This is a genomic window from Segetibacter koreensis DSM 18137 (genome assembly GCF_000374045.1).
Taxonomy (GTDB): Bacteria; Bacteroidota; Bacteroidia; order Chitinophagales; family Chitinophagaceae; genus Segetibacter; species Segetibacter koreensis.
This window is the reverse complement of sequence record NZ_KB893338.1, coordinates 21057-37526: the sequence shown is the minus strand read 5'-3', so window position 1 is coordinate 37526 and position 16470 is coordinate 21057. Positions and strand designations below refer to the sequence as shown.

At 38.2% G+C, this 16470-nt stretch carries 9 protein-coding genes; 6 read left to right on the top strand and 3 right to left on the bottom strand.

Translation table 11 applies throughout. The features are described 5' to 3' along the window. Positions 1–1598: hypothetical protein (locus B154_RS0118385; RefSeq protein ID WP_026260290.1), on the bottom strand; the 1598-nt coding region annotated here is incomplete at its 3' end. 722 nt (positions 1599–2320) lie between these two features. Beyond that, positions 2321–8008: an Ig-like domain-containing protein gene (locus tag B154_RS0118375; RefSeq protein ID WP_018615798.1), complete on the bottom strand. Its 5688-nt coding sequence runs from the start codon at positions 8006–8008 to the stop codon at positions 2321–2323. Positions 8009–8486: 478 nt separating this feature from the next. Here B154_RS0118375 and B154_RS0118370 point away from each other — a divergent pair, with 478 nt between their 5' ends. From B154_RS0118370 to B154_RS0118350, 5 genes are all read left to right on the top strand, one after another. Next, on the top strand, positions 8487–8687 hold the full coding sequence (locus B154_RS0118370; RefSeq protein WP_018615797.1) for a hypothetical protein: 201 nt from the start codon (positions 8487–8489) through the stop codon (positions 8685–8687). A gap of 310 nt (positions 8688–8997) precedes the next feature. Further along, positions 8998–9783 carry a lipoyl(octanoyl) transferase LipB gene (lipB, locus tag B154_RS0118365; protein ID WP_018615796.1) on the top strand — a complete coding sequence of 262 codons (786 nt, stop codon included), beginning with the start codon at positions 8998–9000 and terminating at the stop codon, positions 9781–9783. A 144-nt stretch (positions 9784–9927) separates the two neighbouring features. Then, a complete protein-coding gene (locus B154_RS0118360; protein WP_018615794.1) occupies positions 9928–11640 on the top strand; it encodes an IlvD/Edd family dehydratase in 1713 nt (570 codons plus the stop codon). 15 nt (positions 11641–11655) lie between these two features. Next, positions 11656–12426 (top strand): SDR family NAD(P)-dependent oxidoreductase, encoded by a 771-nt coding sequence (locus B154_RS0118355; protein WP_018615791.1) that lies wholly within the window; start codon positions 11656–11658, stop codon positions 12424–12426. A gap of 164 nt (positions 12427–12590) precedes the next feature. Further along, positions 12591–13484 carry an SMP-30/gluconolactonase/LRE family protein gene (locus B154_RS0118350; RefSeq protein ID WP_018615790.1) on the top strand — a complete coding sequence of 298 codons (894 nt, stop codon included), beginning with the start codon at positions 12591–12593 and terminating at the stop codon, positions 13482–13484. A gap of 71 nt (positions 13485–13555) precedes the next feature. Here the strand turns inward: B154_RS0118350 and B154_RS0118345 are convergent, their stop codons facing one another. Then, positions 13556–13993: a hypothetical protein gene (locus tag B154_RS0118345; RefSeq protein WP_018615788.1), complete on the bottom strand. Its 438-nt coding sequence runs from the start codon at positions 13991–13993 to the stop codon at positions 13556–13558. 777 nt (positions 13994–14770) lie between these two features. On the opposite strand from B154_RS0118345, the gene B154_RS0118340 reads away from it, so the two are divergent. Then, positions 14771–16435, top strand: coding sequence for a tail fiber domain-containing protein (locus B154_RS0118340; RefSeq protein WP_018615786.1), 1665 nt, complete (start codon positions 14771–14773; stop codon positions 16433–16435). Positions 16436–16470: the final 35 nt, after the last annotated feature.

Below are 16470 nucleotides of genomic sequence, written 5' to 3'. Positions count from 1 at the left end.
TTATCATTGACCGTGATAGCCAAAGTTTTAGCATTGCTGTTTCCGCATGAATTGTTTGCAGTTACAGATAAGTTACCGCTTGTGGCATTAGCTGCAAAAGCTACTGTAATGCTTGTACCACTTCCTGTTATTGTAACACCTGAACCTGTGTAATCCCAGGTATAGGATGTTGCACCGGTAACTGCATTGATAGAATAATTATTACCAGTTGTATTCTTACATACGGTTGTCGAGCCGGTAATATCTCCGGGAGTAGCAGGTGCAGCATTGACCGTAATAGCCAAAGTTTGAGGTGCACTGCTTCCACATGCATTGTTTGCAGTTACAGATAAGTTACCGCTTGTGGCATTAGCTGCAAAAGCTACTGTAACGCTTGTACCACTTCCTGTTATAGTAGCACCTGAACCTGTGTAATCCCAGGTATAGGAAGTTGCGTCGGTAACTGCATTGATAGAATAATTATTACCAGTTGTATTCTTACATGCGGTTGTCGAGCCGGTAATATCTCCGGGAGTAGCAGGTGCAGCATTGACCGTAATAGCCAAAGTTTGAGGTGCACTGCTTCCACATGCATTATTTGCAGTTACAGACAAGTTTCCGCTTGTGGCGTTTGCTGCAAAAGCTACTGTAATGCTTGTACCACTTCCTGTTATTGTAACACCTGAACCTGTGTAATCCCAGGTATAGGAAGTTGCGTCGGTAACTGCATTGATAGAATAATTATTACCAGTTGTATTCTTACAAGCTGTTGTTGATCCGGTAATATCTCCGGGAATAGCAGGTGCAGCATTGACCGTAATAGCCAAAGTTTGAGGTGCACTGCTTCCGCATGAATTATTTGCAGTTACTGTTAAGTTACCGCTTGTGGCATTAGCTGCAAAAGCTATGGTAACGTCTGTGCCGCTGCCGGTTATAGTAGCACCTGAACCTGTGTAATCCCAGGTATAGGAAGTTGCGTCGGTAACTGTATTGATAGAATAATTATTACCAGTTGTATTCTTACATGCTGTCACTGGTCCAGTAATATCTCCGGGAGTAGTAGGTTTACCAGGATTAATTGTAACCTGGGAATTAACCCCTGCATCAAAAATGTCCTGAGATCCTGTGCTATTATCAATTTTCATTGAAAGTTGATGATCACCAGGTAGCTTATTAGTAACGCCGTTTAAAAGTATGACAAACTCAGATCCTTTACTAACGCTAATCTCGCTGGGAACGTTAAAAGAAACTGTGTTAGGTAATATAGTCAGGGATATATCGAATCCTTGGAATGTACTCCCGCTTGTAATACTTGTTGGGTCAAGCCCGTCTGGAAAGGTAATTAGTACCTGTTTTCCCGCAGGAATATCTGCTCCGTCAATATCCGCAGTTTTTGCAGTTAAGGTAAAATTTGATGAACTTCCCACACATAAATTACTTGCGTTTACAGAAGTCCAGGTGCAGGAAATATCTTGTCCAAAACTTTTTCCCGGCGCAAACCCCAACAAAAAAACAAAAGCACTTACAAAACATGTAAATCCGATCTTTTTAAAAGACAAGCTTTTTTCTTTCTTCCATTTAATTGTATTCTCAATAAAAGAGGGTAGAGTTTTTTCCATATGCTAGATCTTAAACAGTAAATATTTCAGTTCGAGAAAACACTTCCCGATGCAAAAAAAATTGATAAATAAGGAAATACCGAATGTTGAGCGGGTACAAGTTCACTGATAAAGTGACATTACTTAGATCAGTAAATAAAACATCATAACCTATCAACATTGTTTGAATAGAAAATTGGAATTAGCAAGCGGAAATTCAGCAGTTATTGGAGGTGTTGTGAGAAAAAAAATTGCGACAATAATATCACTTTTCCATAACATTTGCTATTAAAATCTTTTAATGATAAAATGCACTACATACTTTTTAACTCGGTTGTTTGTATAAAAGATGTAGGAGCGTTATAAAGATCTATTTGGCAAAAATTCAATTTTTTGTGGCTGTAAGTTGAGAATATAAATATATTGATAAAAAGATTGTTTTCAAAATAAATAAGAAAACAGAAATCGCTAAAAGTAGTCTTAAAGTATTCAAAATGAATATGAATATTCATACTGCTACTATAGCTATAGGATGTAGCAGTTTTAAGAAATCTTGCTTCGAAAAATTTAGTTCCTTACCCTTCTTTTGTAATAAATAATAACACAAAACCTGCTTTTAAAAAAATAACCGCAGAGATCAGAGGTTATCGGTTTTTATTGAAAGGAACTTTAATTCCTTTATGATAATCACCACTTGCTCTTTTCCCTGCGGTTGCAGAAGTGAGAACCGGAAATACAAATTTTTATTCCACTATAACTCTTTCATTTAAAGTTGTATCTCCTTTGTGTACATGCAACGTATAAGTTCCTTTGCTTATTAACCTGCTTAACGCAATTGTATAAGTTGCAGTTCTTCCGCTATGCTCAATATTGCCGGAATAAATTTGCTGACCAATGTTATCATAAACTGTTGCTAAATACTTTCCTTGCTCCATATTATTAAAATGAACGCTTACCTGGTTGTCTTTTACAGGATTTGGAAATACTGCAATGCCGCCATTATGTTCCGCTATATTTACTTTTACTACCGGGCTATATTTTACCGCACCTGATTTTTCTATCACTTTTAAACGGTAAAAGTTGCTGCCTGTGTTGGGGTTTTCATCGAACCATCCATAGTTTTGAGTAGCTGAATTATTGCCTTTGGCCAATAGCATTGTTGTTTGGTCAAACTGTTGGCCGTTAACTGATTTTTCTACCTCGTACCGGTCAATATTTATTTCTGTTTGTGCTGTCCAATCTACCTGTATGCCTTTGTCTTTTTGATAAGCCTTCACGATTGCCAAAGTTACAGGCAACGTTCGCCCGGCTTTAAATATTATGCTAAACCTGTCTTTTGCAAAAGAAGCCGAGTCTGTATTAATAGTGAAAGGCAATAAAGTAACTGATGACAAATCAACAGCACTTTCAGTATGCAGGTAACTATCTCTTACAAATGCCGTAACCTCCGGAGAAAAATTATTGCCTATTAAGCTGAGATAATAACTCTTTTGCCTGAACTGCCATATTTTTAAAGGTATGGTATCATCCGCAGTTACAGTCGGACGACCTTCCATACTAAGAGATACTCCATTGTGATTAATAGCGAGGTTTTCATCTGAATTCGTAAATTTATAAGAGTCCTCATTACCGATAGCTGTTGAAAAGTTATCATCAAAATAGGCAAACACTCCATCTGCTCGGTTCTGCAACCCTTCATTTTGGTTTAGAAGCAGTTGTACAGATAGTTTTGTGAATTGATGAGGATTTCTAAATACGCGAGTGTTCTTATCTGTTGATTTATACTTTTCACTAAAATCTATTGAAGCAGTACCATTTTTAATAGTTTGTACAAAAACGGCCTGCCCGGGTTGTATATTCTTATCTACTTTTGAGGTTGCAATATTTGCGGTATCATAAAAAGCATTGTAAACTACATAACCGCCGCGTGTGTTTACATTAGGGTCCCATGCATAGTAGCTCGAGGTTACATTAGTAGCGTTATTCCACATTTTTTGAAAATCAACAGGTGATGCATAAGGGTTACCTATAAAAGTGTATTTACCTGCAGTATTGCTTAATGCTGGCGAATATGTTCCTGTAAAAAGTGCGCCTTTAGCTCTTAAGATAGTAGGTGTGGGGTCAGGAGTATTGGTTCTCATATCGATACTTCTATCTCCTCTCACCATTAATGAGTAGCCAGTGCCTGCAACTAAAGTACCATTTGTATTTGGAACAGCAACCCATGTTTGAGTTGTAGTATTAAACGTGAATAATGATGGGTTTGTGGTTATGGTGGCGTCAAAACCATTACCAGCCGGATTGTTTCCTGTAATATTAGTTCCATAGCCAGCCTTTAGGTTAATTCTTGTATTTATATCGGGATTAACTGCATTTTCCATCCAGTTATATCTGATGCTGCTACTGGTTGTAACGGATGGTGATATATAGCGATAAGCTCTCTTTTTAGGAATGAAACGCTCAACAGTTACATCTCCGCTTATGGCACCTTTTACCTCAGCAACCCTCGCAGTACTATCAATACTTGTCGAGCGTATAGTAAGATTTCCATTAGAGTTGAGTGTACCTCCATTGGAGTATAGGACATGTAACAAATACAATCTGCTTCCCAGGTTAATGCTACCTGAATTAATTGTAAGATCTTTTATCACATTAGTTATACTGTCATTCGAATTATCAAAATTTAATGTTGATGTGTTTATTCCGTTTAACATGAGACTGGAGTTTTTGTCGCCATAGAGTTTACCTCCACCCGTAATATCTCCATTAACGGTCAGGTTTTTTCCACTTAAGTCGAGACTCGCGTTAGACTGCAACGTTAGATTACCTACGGTAACAGATTCAGAAAGTACAGGAAGATTGGCAACCGCGGGAATAATAGCACGATCTGTAACACCAGGTACACTGTTGCAAGACCAATTTTTATCTAAGCTAAAATTGGTGCCGTTAGAGCCAGTCCAAATGTTACCGACTGTAAGGGTTACAATTTCTGAAGTGGTGAAAGGACAAGGTGCCGCTCCTGTTACGGTAACACGGTATTGGTTGTTGTTTATTTCGTCGCCGGCACCGCTAATAGTTAGTGTGCTGCTTGTTGCACCTGTTACATTATTGAATTTACTGCCGCCATCAGTGCTCACCTGCCATTGATAGGTCGGCGAAGTGCCAGCTGCTTTTACAGTAAACGAAGTATTGCTGCCGGGACAGGCATTTTGCGAAACCGGCTGATTGGCGATGGTAGCTGGGTCATTAACAGTAATTGTTGCACTGCCGGTCATTGTATTTGTACAATTGCTTGTATTCGTTGCAACCACTGTATATATACCTGCTGCTGTTTGCAGCCCAAAACTTATAGCCGAACCGGTTGTTCCTGCTTTAGCGACCCCTACGGGTACTAAATTATTAAATAATTGATAATTAACTCCTGTCTGCGAACTTGATAAACCAACATCAACTCCAATTCCGCCTGCACAGTAGGCGCCACCTCCAGTTACAGTATATATATTAGGCGTCGAATTGACTATTACTGTTGCAGAACCTGTTTGGGCTTGTATACAGGCGGTTGAGCTTGCATCTTGCACACTGATTAAATTATACACATAAGATCCTGCCGTGGTTGTTGAAACAGGTATTGACACGGAATTACCCGCAGTAGTTGTTTTTGTTTGACTGGCACCACTGCCAATTTTATAAGTAAATGTATACGGAGCTGTGCCATTTGCACCGGTAAATGTAATGTTGGGTGAAGGTGTGTTTTGACAAACAGTAGCTGTACCAGTTATGGTTGCTGTTGGTAATGGATTAACAGTTACAGTAACTTGTTTGCAAATAGAAACGGAATTACAAGGTGCACCATTTTCATACCTGCCATAATACGTTGTAGTAACGGTTGGATTTACTATTAAATTATTACCAACACCAGCTAATGTTCCTCCACAGGAACCGATGTACCACTTAACTGTTTCTGAGGTTCCGCTACCTCCACCGGATAGCGTTAACGTAACGGGGCTGCCGCTACAAACTATAGAAGCACTTGCTGTAGCGCTGGTAGGGTCCTGGGATTTTTTATTTACATTGATTGTAAGCGGACCAGAAGTTGTAGAGCATCCGATGACGTCTGTTATAGTTACCGTATAATTAGTTACGGTATTTACACCTGTAGCAACAGGATTAGAAATATTTGTTGCATTAAGAAATGTGGAAGGAGACCAGCTATAACCTGCTATAGGTACCCAACGATATGCAACATTTGTTGCATCCCATATGCTATTGAATTTTCCCGGAGGTGAATTTCCTTGTGTTCCGTCAGCATTCTCTATCCCTAATGTCGAAGGCACTTGCTGCCCGGGAGGAGTATCTTTATTTACATTAGTAACATGAACTTCAATAATATTCTTGTTTTCAAATATTTGTATCTGTCCGTTAACCGATCCGTTTATTTGAGAGGGATTTTTCCGAAATTTAAAATTGGTAAATTCTACTACAAAAATTCTGTTTGGGGCAATACCGGATATAAAATATTTCGCGTTTCCCGTGCTTTGAAGAACATTCCCCATTGCTAAGGCAATAAGATTGTTTGACATTGCAGGATTAGGAAAAGCCTGGGGGGCATTTGAGTTGTTACTAGCTGACAAAGGAGAAAAACTTATAAATCCGTTAGTGCTTATATACACATTATTATAAGTTGTATTAAAGAATCTAAACGGAAAGGTTGTGGGAATTGCATTTGTATACCCATCTTCTGTATTATTCTGCCAGGCAATTGTAGTTGGATTGGTAGGTGTTATATAATTGTATGCTATAGTTGATAATGAATAATCAATCATTTTTCCGTTTACCGTATCAGTATAAGCCTGTAATTGTACATTGCCAATTTCACAAACTGTATTTGGAGAAGCGCCGGCAACTGCTGTGGGAGGTGTATTTTGACCTGTTACCAGTACACTTCCCGTCATATTTTGTGTGCAGGAGCTGGATGTATTTTTAGCAATAACAGTATATTCTCCTTGTATTGTTTGCGGACTAAAACTAAGCGAACTACCTGTTCCGGTTACGGGGGATCCAACAGCTATTGCACTGTTTCTATATAATTGATAACTAACTCCTGTCTCGGAACCTGCCAAACTAAGAATACTGCCAGAGCTAGTGGTACAGTATAAGCTTTGCCCGGTTAGATTAAATGCAGTTGGCGCTTGATTGACAGTGGCAATAACTGAGGTCCTTGTTGCAGAAACGCATCCTGTGGTCGTATTTCTTGCTTGGGCATAATAAGTAGTTGTTGATGATATAGCTGGAGTTGTAAAAGTATTATTTCCACTTAATAATACGGTTCCACCGGACGGGGCCGAATACCAATCTACAGAAGTGCCTGCAGCACTTGTTGCAGAAATAGTAACCATTCCACTTCCGCATCTTGAGCTTCCTGTTGCTGAAGGAACTATAGGGGCAGGATTTGCAGTAACACTTGTAGCGGCAGATGCAGTTGAAGTACAACCGTTGGCTGAGACTATTACCTTATAAGTGCCACTTATAGCAGCAGAATAAGTTTGGGCAGTAGCCCCATTTATAGCGTTGCCATCCTTATACCACTGGTTACCGGCAGTAGCAGAGGAAGAAAGGGTAACATTTCCTCCATCGCAAAAAGTCGTAGCGCCATTAGGAAAAATAGTAGGAGTGGGGGGTACAGCATTGATTGTAACTGTAAAAGTTGCCGGAGAACTAACACATCCGCTTGCATTTTTTACAGTAATAGTGCCGGTGTAAGTGGCAGCAGCAGCATTTGCCGGAACAGAAATACTAAGAGGACTACCAGGTAAATTGGCATCTGTTACCGGATTAAAACCCTGGTTAATAGCTGCCGAACTCCACGTAATGCTATATGTAACAGGTGAACCGGTGGCAGCGTATGCCAGCGTGGTAGTTGATATACCGGAGTTAGTGCAAACGTTGGCTGTCGCTGCCTGAGGCGTTATAGAAGGTAGCGCGTTAACTGTTATTTGTGTTAAACCTGTGCTATATCTACCACCACTTACAACCCTAATCAGGTATCCTGTACCTTCTAACGTACCAAAAGGTACAGTGGATGGTATTGGCGTATTATTCACATTATCGGTAAAGTCAGCCTGACCAATATCAGTAGGTTTAGCAAAACTACCCATATCATCGCTTAGCTGTACAATGTAAGTATTTGTACCTGTAGCGGTACTCGAAATATTTATATTCAAGTTTCCACCTACGCAGACACTTGAAGAAGATGCAGAATTAAGTGTTATTAAAGAAACTTCCTGCGCAAAACTTTTTCCGGGCGCAAGGCCCGACAAAAAAACAAAAGCACTTACAAAAAATGTAAGGCTTAGCTTTTTAAATGAAAATAAATTTTCTTTCTTCGACCCAATTGGATTGCCATGAATGACACCGGGTAAATTTCTTTCCATAATAGATCTTAAACAATTATGTTTTGGTAACAGGAATATTTGGTTCTTTATAAAAAATGAAAACAATTAGCCGAGACGGGTGAATATTGGGAGTTGAGAATTTAGTAGTAACAACTGGTATGCAATAGGGAATTAATGAAAAATGTTCTAATTCCTTTCAAACATCGACTCTGCCTTTTAAATCATTACTTCTTAAAATCCGTTATCACAATGATGTCTTTTTATTCAATTAAGTTGTATCGGGAATACAACAGGATTAAAAAAAACAAAAGATAGATTCTCTTAAATGCTACTTATACAATCTTAGAAGGGAGGCAGGCTCAAAATTCATTGCCGATAAGCTTATCTTGTTACTACATTAACGAACTGGAAATAACAGTTGGTTAAAGATTTTCAGTGCTGAAATTTCGCCTATAATTATTTTTTAATTTTATACAATAATATTTTGACCAATACCGTTATTATCAAAAATCTTTTTATGCATATTTTTTTAGGTATATTCCTTTTTATGCTTGGTTCGTCTTTATTGATGGTAGGGTATGTTTTGATAAGAGATATTAAACATAAAAAATCACAACCTGCGGAAATTGCTGATGCGGGTAATGAATATTTTGAAGAAGTTCATCCGGCAAAAACAACTTTGACAGAATACCCCGATTTTAGAAAAAAGACTGCTTAAGAACAATAATTGTTTTTCTACAAAATCGCTTGCGGTACTAGTACCTATACCATCTTTCGACTGAAAAACCATAGCTTTTAGTACATTCTCATTGCGTTTCTCTGTTTATGCACTAGCCAGAGAAACGCAGTAATGATTTTAATTTTTTTACTGTCGCTCCTCGCAATGTTTCCTGCCTAATAATCAGTAAGAGTAAATGTGTCAGAAATTGTAGCCCCTTGCATTCACAGCTGGCAATAATATTTCTGATTTCTACTTATATAAGTTGCCGTGATAAATACTGATAACTATACTTTAGCTTTGCAAATTGATGAAGCAAACAGTTTTATTTACAGACTTAGGTAACAATCGCTCGTATAAAGAAATATGGGATTTACAGGAAGACATGCTGCAGCAAAATGTGAGGCTGAAGCAGTCAGCAGGCAACAAGGAAACTTTAGTAGCTAATCATCTTATATCAACTCCCGATTCACAACTTACAACTCACATTCATACATCCATAGACAGTCGTTCTATACCTGGCAGTACAACCCAAAACCATCTTCTCTTTGTTCAACATAATCCTGTCTACACATTAGGTAAAAGTGGGGATATAAGTCATGTATTGATAGATGAAAAAGAAAGAGAGAAAAAAGGAATTGAATTTTTTAAAATCAACAGGGGAGGAGATATTACTTTTCATGGCCCTGGTCAACTGGTCGGTTATCCTATTTTAGATCTTGATAATTTTAAAACCGATCTTGGCTGGTACTTGAGAAACCTTGAAGAAGTAATTATTCTTACGATGGCCGATTATGGATTAAAAGGAGACAGAAGCAAAGGTGAAACAGGTGTATGGCTTGATCCTCATGTAAAAGGAAAAGAGCGTAAGATCTGTGCAATGGGTATACGCTGCAGCCGTTGGATCACAATGCATGGCTTTGCATTTAATGTAAATACCGATCTTAATTATTTCGACTACATTATTCCCTGTGGCATTCAAAACAAGCAGGTGACTTCTTTGCAAAAGGAATTAGGTTATACAATACCTATGGAAGAAGTAAAGGAAAAAGTAAAAAGGAACTTTGAGAAGGTTTTCTATGCCGTAGTTGTTTGACATGAGTTGTAGTAAAAGTTGTATGTTGTGGCACTGGTGAGCTTTAATTTTTCAATTCTAATAAATTTATTTAACCGCTTTCAGCGCAATTGGCAAAACTGTACTAAGTTAGCAAAATTGAATATCAGAAATAAATAAAAATAAGTGGCAAATAAGTTAAGAAGCAGTAACTGGTTTGGTCGAACAGGAAAAGATGGATTCATTTATCGCGCATGGATGAAAAACCAGGGAATTCCTGATTATGAATTTAATAATAAGCCTGTTATTGGCATTTGCAATACCTGGTCAGAATTAACTCCGTGTAATGCACATTTCAGAGAGTTGGCAGAGTCTGTTAAAAGAGGTGTTTACGAAGCGGGAGGATTTCCTGTTGAGTTTCCGGTAATGTCTTTAGGTGAAACTTTAATGAAGCCTACAGCGATGTTATATCGTAATCTCGTTAGTATGGATGTTGAAGAATCTATCCGCGCAAATCCTTTAGATGGTGTAGTGCTGCTTTGCGGATGTGATAAAACAACACCGGCTTTGGTAATGGGTGCATGTAGTGTTAATATTCCCACGATTGTAGTATCAGGCGGCCCAATGTTGACGGGCAGGCACAAAGGTTTACCAGTCGGAACAAGCGATATATGGCGTTATCATGATGAATTAAGAGGAGAGAAGATTACCCAGGAGGAATTACTAACCATCGAAGCAAGTATGTGCCGCAGCCGCGGGCATTGTGCTGTTATGGGAACTGCTTCCACCATGGCTTGTATGGTAGAGTCTCTCGGACTTTCTTTGCCTGGCAATGCGGCTATACCGGCTGCCGATGCACGAAGAAAAGTATTGGCCCAATTGTCAGGAGTGCAAATTGTAAAAATGGTGGAGGAAGGTATCAAATTATCTGATATTCTTACCCGCAAAGCATTTGAAAATGCTATCATTGCAAATGCTGCCATCGGCGGATCTACCAATTTTGTAATACACCTGATTGCCATTGCCCGCAGAATAGGGGTAGAGCTTTCTCTTGATGACTTTAACGATATTGCCTTAAACGTTCCGCTTATCACGAACCTGCAGCCCTCAGGACAATATTTTATGGAAGATCTTTATTATGCAGGAGGGCTTCCGGCAGTATTAAAAGAATTGAGCAATTTTTTGCATAATGATTGTAAAACAGTAAACGGAAAAACAATCAGGGAAAACTATGAGAGCAGCGACTGTTATAACAGAGATGTGATCTCAACAATTGATGATCCTTTTAACCCCGTATCAGGTGTAGTCGTATTAAAAGGAAACCTTTGTGAAAATGGTGCAGTAATAAAGCCATCTGCCGCCACCCCATCTTTACTGCAACATACAGGCAAGGCAGTAGTGTTTGAAAATATTGATGAATATAAAAGCAGAATAGACGATCCCGATCTGGAAGTAGATGAAAACAGCATTTTAGTGTTGAAGAATGTCGGACCAAAAGGTTATCCCGGTATGCCTGAAGTAGGCAATATGGGTTTACCAAAAAAACTATTGGAAAAAGGGATAACTGATCTTGTACGCATCTCTGACGGACGAATGAGTGGGACAGGCTTTGGAACAGTCGTACTGCATGCTTCCCCTGAAGCTGCATGTGGAGGAAATTTCAGTGTGGTGCAGACTGGCGATCTTATTACTTTAAATGTACACGAACGTTCTTTGAATATTCATTTAAGTGACGAAGAATTACAGCTAAGAAAACAAAAGTTTACACCATCTCCTCCTATCACAGAACGGGGATATGTTAACTTATATATTCAGCATGTTCAGCAGGCACATTTGGGTGCCGACATGGATTTCCTAGAAGGCATGTCAGGAAGTGATGTATCAAAAGATTCTCATTAAAAAAATAAGGAGTAAATGAACTTACAGGCTTTTAAATCAAAAGTTGCGATTGTAACGGGAGCAGGACAGGGAATTGGATTTGAAATATGCAGACAATTATGCGCAGAAGGTGCGAATGTTATTTTAAATGATGCGGATATCGAGCTCTGCGACAGTGCAGTAAAACGTATTAATGAAGAGACAAAAGGAAGTTGTATTTCAGTTGCGGGAGATTGCAGTGATATTAGCTTTATAAAAAAAATGGTAGAGACAGCAGTATCGTCATTTGGAAGTTTGGATATTGTAGTAGCTAATGCAGGCATTACTTTATTTGGAGATTTTTTCACCTATACACCGGAATCTTTTTTCAGGGTTATGCAGGTAAACCTGGGTGGAACTTTTTTTCTTGCCCAGGCTGCAGCAAATCAAATGAAACAACAGGAAAAAGGCGGCTCTCTTCTTTTTATGTCATCTGTTACCGGTCATCAGGCTCACAAACAGCTGGGGGCTTATGGTATGAGTAAAGCAGCTTTGGAAATGCTTGCCAAAAATCTAGTGATAGAACTTTCAGAATTTAAAATTAATGTAAATACAATCGCGCCGGGCGCTACCTTAACAGAACGAACATTGGAAGATACAGAATATGAAAAAGTATGGTCTAAACTTACTCCAATGGGACGGCCGGCTTATTGTGCAGATATTGCTAACGCAGTTTTATTTCTTGTGTCTGACAAAGCAAAACACATTACGGGTCAAAGCCTTGTAATTGATGGTGGCTGGACGTCAATAAGTCCTTCACCTTTTTAAGCAATTTTTTTCCAATTCTTGTATTAATGAAGTGATTGGAGCGCATTTAATAATAAGTAGCTTTTTTGTAAAAAGGACGATTTAGATTGAATATCTCGCATATTTTTTAACAGTAAGAGCTTCTTATATTCATTGTAATTTCAAAATATCTATTATATATTTTCATGAATGGTCAGTCAAAATATAATGTCGAGGTCGTTGTAAACCATACCTGCCTTTTAGGGGAAGGGCCGGTATGGGATATAAAAAATGAAAGAATACTTTGGGTAGATATTTTGCGCGGAGACATTCATGCATTTTATCCTGGTAACAACCGGTTTGAAACCTTCAACGCAGGAAAGCTTATAGGTTCTATTGCTCTCCGCAAAAAAGGAGGTTTAATAGCCGCTTTGGAAGACGGTTTTGCTTTTATAGATTTAGTGAAAAAGAAAATAGAATATATTGATGATCCAGAAGCTCACCTACCCGAAAACAGGTTTAATGATGGAAAGTGTGACCCAATGGGAAGGTTTTGGGCAGGTACCATGTCTCTCTCCGAAAAACCACAAGCCGGAAGCCTTTATACTTTAGAAAAGGAAATGGCAATTACAAAAAAAATAGATGGAGTAACGGTTTCTAATGGAATCGCTTTTAGTAACGACCATTCAATTTTCTATTATATTGACTCTCCAACAAGTGAAGTGGTATCTTATGATTTTGATAAGCGGAATGGAAATATTTCGAATAAAAAAACGATTATTACAATTAAAAAAGAGGACGGCTATCCTGATGGAATGACGATCGATAATGAAGGCATGCTTTGGATTGCTCACTGGGACGGCTGGCGAATAACAAGATGGAACCCGGCTACCGGGGAGCAACTGGAAAAAATTTCATTACCGGTGGCAAGAGTTACTTCATGCACTTTTGGTGGTACAAAGCTCAGCGATCTGTACATTACAACTGCACGAAAAGAGCTTACGGAAGATGAATTAGAAGAACAACCTCTTGCCGGGTCTTTATTTGTAGTTCGTAATTGTGGGTTCACAGGCTTACCTGCTTTTGAGTTTGGCGAATAAAAAAACCTGTCACTATTCTTAAAAGTGACAGGCTCGTTTATCATTTTAAAGTTATAAACTTCAGAAACTTATTAATTTTTTGTTGCCTTCATTACTGATACCTGGCTGTTATCGCTTACTTTAAGAATAACAGATTCTTTTTCATTTGCAGCAGATATAAAATATGCTCCTTCATCATTTCCTTCGAAACGGATAGCTTCTTTTACTGTATAGCCGTTATATTTTTTAGCAAATGTTCTTTTTGCCCTTACAGGAAGTTCATCGAGCGACACCGCTGTATTAGTTCCAATAAATTCTCCATTGGGAGTGTACAAAGCTTCAGTTCTTACGTTGTTTAAAATAAAAGTAGCTTTTACATAGTCTTTGTCTACTGTCCAGCTTACATCTGAAGCGCGTTTGAATGAAGCGTTAAAGTTGCTGATTGCAACAGAACTTACTTTCTCTGTACCGGCGAATGCGCTTACTGCCACAGTTGCGGCTAGTAAGGCTGATAATAATAACTTTTTCATAATGTTTTTTTTATTTTGGTTTTCTAATTGTCTTTTTTGATTGACGATTCAAAAATAAAATGGGAATGACTGCATTAAAAACGATTTGTGATTAAAAACAGTTTCTATTATGCGTAATTGATGAACGGTAAAAGGTGTTGATGTATCAATTTTTAAACTGATGAGTTTGCAAAACGGTCAGGCTTTATGGATGAATGGAAAAAGTTTTACTAAGACTAGATGCGAAAAAATGAACGGGAAAACATTTTAAGACGATTGCAGGTGTAGTTTTATAGAATTTACTGAAAGATTTCTTTATACTTTTATGAAAAATAGCTTGCATTTTTTGAAACAGATGATTTGACTGTCAATAGTAAAAGCTGAGATTCGTTTTATTTATTACAGGTTTAATAAATACTCATTATATAAGTAAATAAATTAATTTTTTCTTGCATTTGTAAATTCTGCTTTTTAATTTTATAATTCATTTGCAACCATTACAGATCTTTTAAAAATTTTTAAAAGAACATATACTCTCATATAGCCTATATCTTCAGTAGATAGCTACCTCTACTTCGCTTAACTCAATATTTGTTGCTAATCGGTTGACTTTTAATAATTAATAGTATTAAAATGAAACAGATTAATACTTTCCCCTTTTCGAGTTACCACATTAAAAATTTAAGGTATATACGTCGACTTAATGGAATACCGCCTTAATTATAGTTTTTGCTTAATTATAGTTTTTCCTTAACTGCATTTGGAATTTTAATTAATCCAATGATAAAATATTATTTTATGAAAAAGCTCATACTTTGTTCCCTTTTTCTGCCTGCTGTTTTCTTGGTTAGTCCCATAACTGCTCAATGGCATACATCTGGTAACGTAGTAAGTCTGAATAATATTAATCGTGTTGTTGGTATTGGCACAAACACTCCTGCGGGCAAGTTAGAAGTCAGGCGCGACAATAGCTTTTTAATTGCTAAATTCACTAATGCTGCTACCACCGGTGATCGTACAGCCCTTATTGATATTCAAAACGGGTCAGGTACTTTATGGAGATATGGAGTAGGAGGCTTAAACAATGGTTTAGGCCTGAATGCCGGACAATTTTATCTTGAACGTTTTGGTATAGGCTCTGTTCTTACCATCAACACTGCAGGACGTGTTGGTATTGGAACAAATGCTCCAATTGGTCAATTACAGGTTAACAGAAACGATGGGGCTTTACTCGCAAGGTTCACTAATTCTGCTCCTGCTAATTTTGATCGTACAGCCCTTATCGACATTATAAACGGCTCAGGTGTTTTATGGCGATATGGAGTAGGTGGAGCAAATAATGGCTTAGGCCTTAATGCGGGTCAATTTTATATAGAGCGTTCCGGTATTGGCTCTGTACTCACCATCAATACAGCGGGCAGTGTAGGTATTGGTGCAAATAATCCGGCTGCTAAACTAGAAGTGCTGCGTAACAGCGGCTTCTTAGTTGCTAAATTTACCAATGCTGCTACTTCAGGCGATGGTACAGCCCTTATTGACATTCAAAACAGCGCCGGTACTCTTTGGAGATACGGAGTAGGCGGTGCAAATAATGGTTTGGGCCTCAACGCGGGGCAATTTTATATTGAACGCGGCGGTATCGGTTCTGTACTTACTATTAACACTGCAGGTAGTGTCGGAATTGGTGTAAATGCTCCTTCAGAAAAATTGCAGGTTGCGGGTAATGTAGTACCCGATGTTAATTGCAATCGTAGTCTCGGCACATCCGGCCTTCGTTGGAACAGTCTTTTTTTATGTAATAACCCTGTTGTATTTGCATCTGCAAAGAGAGATGTTCAAAACTTATCATATGGTTTGAAAGAAGTTTTACAACTAAGGCCTATATCATATAAAGATGAGCAAATGAAAATTGGTTTGATAGCACAGGAAGTTCAAAAAGTTGTACCGGAAATGGTAAGTGTTGCAGCAAACAATCTTACAGATAAATCAACAAGTAAGGAGGCTTTAACCACAGGTGATAATTTAGGACTTGATTATAATGCATTGCTGCCTGTGCTTGTTAAAGCGATTCAGGAACAACAGGCAATGATCCGCGATAGAGACCAGCAATTAAATGATTTGAAAAATCAATTAGATCAGATAAAAGGTATGTTGGTGAATAAGGGATTACTAACTGGTAATGAAATATCCAACGGAAGTTTTAGTAAAGCAATGTTATCAATTGCACCAAATCCTGCAACTGATAGAGCTACAATACGGTACTACCTGCCAGAAAATGTAGGAAGTGGATCTATCCAGGTGGTGGCACCAAATGGTGCAATAGTAAAAGTTTACTCAGGTTTACAAAAAGGCAATGGACAGTTGACCATTAGTGCGAAAGAATTTGCAACAGGCATTTATTCATACCATCTTATCGCAGGGGGAAGCAAAGTTGCCAGTACCCAAATGGTTTTAAGTAGATAAGCAAGATGATTTATGAGCATTACAGCTACAAAAAA

Bases quoted from the DNA above. Each gene is read 5' to 3' on its own strand.
- B154_RS0118345 (WP_018615788.1), bottom strand. From the start codon at position 13,993: ATGAAAAAGTTATTATTATCAGCCTTACTAGCCGCAACTGTGGCAGTA.
- B154_RS0118370 (WP_018615797.1), top strand. From the start codon at position 8,487: ATGCATATTTTTTTAGGTATATTCCTTTTTATGCTTGGTTCGTCTTTA.
- B154_RS0118340 (WP_018615786.1), top strand. From the start codon at position 14,771: ATGAAAAAGCTCATACTTTGTTCCCTTTTTCTGCCTGCTGTTTTCTTG.
- B154_RS0118375 (WP_018615798.1), bottom strand. From the start codon at position 8,008: ATGGAAAGAAATTTACCCGGTGTCATTCATGGCAATCCAATTGGGTCG.
- B154_RS0118355 (WP_018615791.1), top strand. From the start codon at position 11,656: ATGAACTTACAGGCTTTTAAATCAAAAGTTGCGATTGTAACGGGAGCA.
- B154_RS0118350 (WP_018615790.1), top strand. From the start codon at position 12,591: ATGAATGGTCAGTCAAAATATAATGTCGAGGTCGTTGTAAACCATACC.
- lipB (WP_018615796.1), top strand. From the start codon at position 8,998: ATGAAGCAAACAGTTTTATTTACAGACTTAGGTAACAATCGCTCGTAT.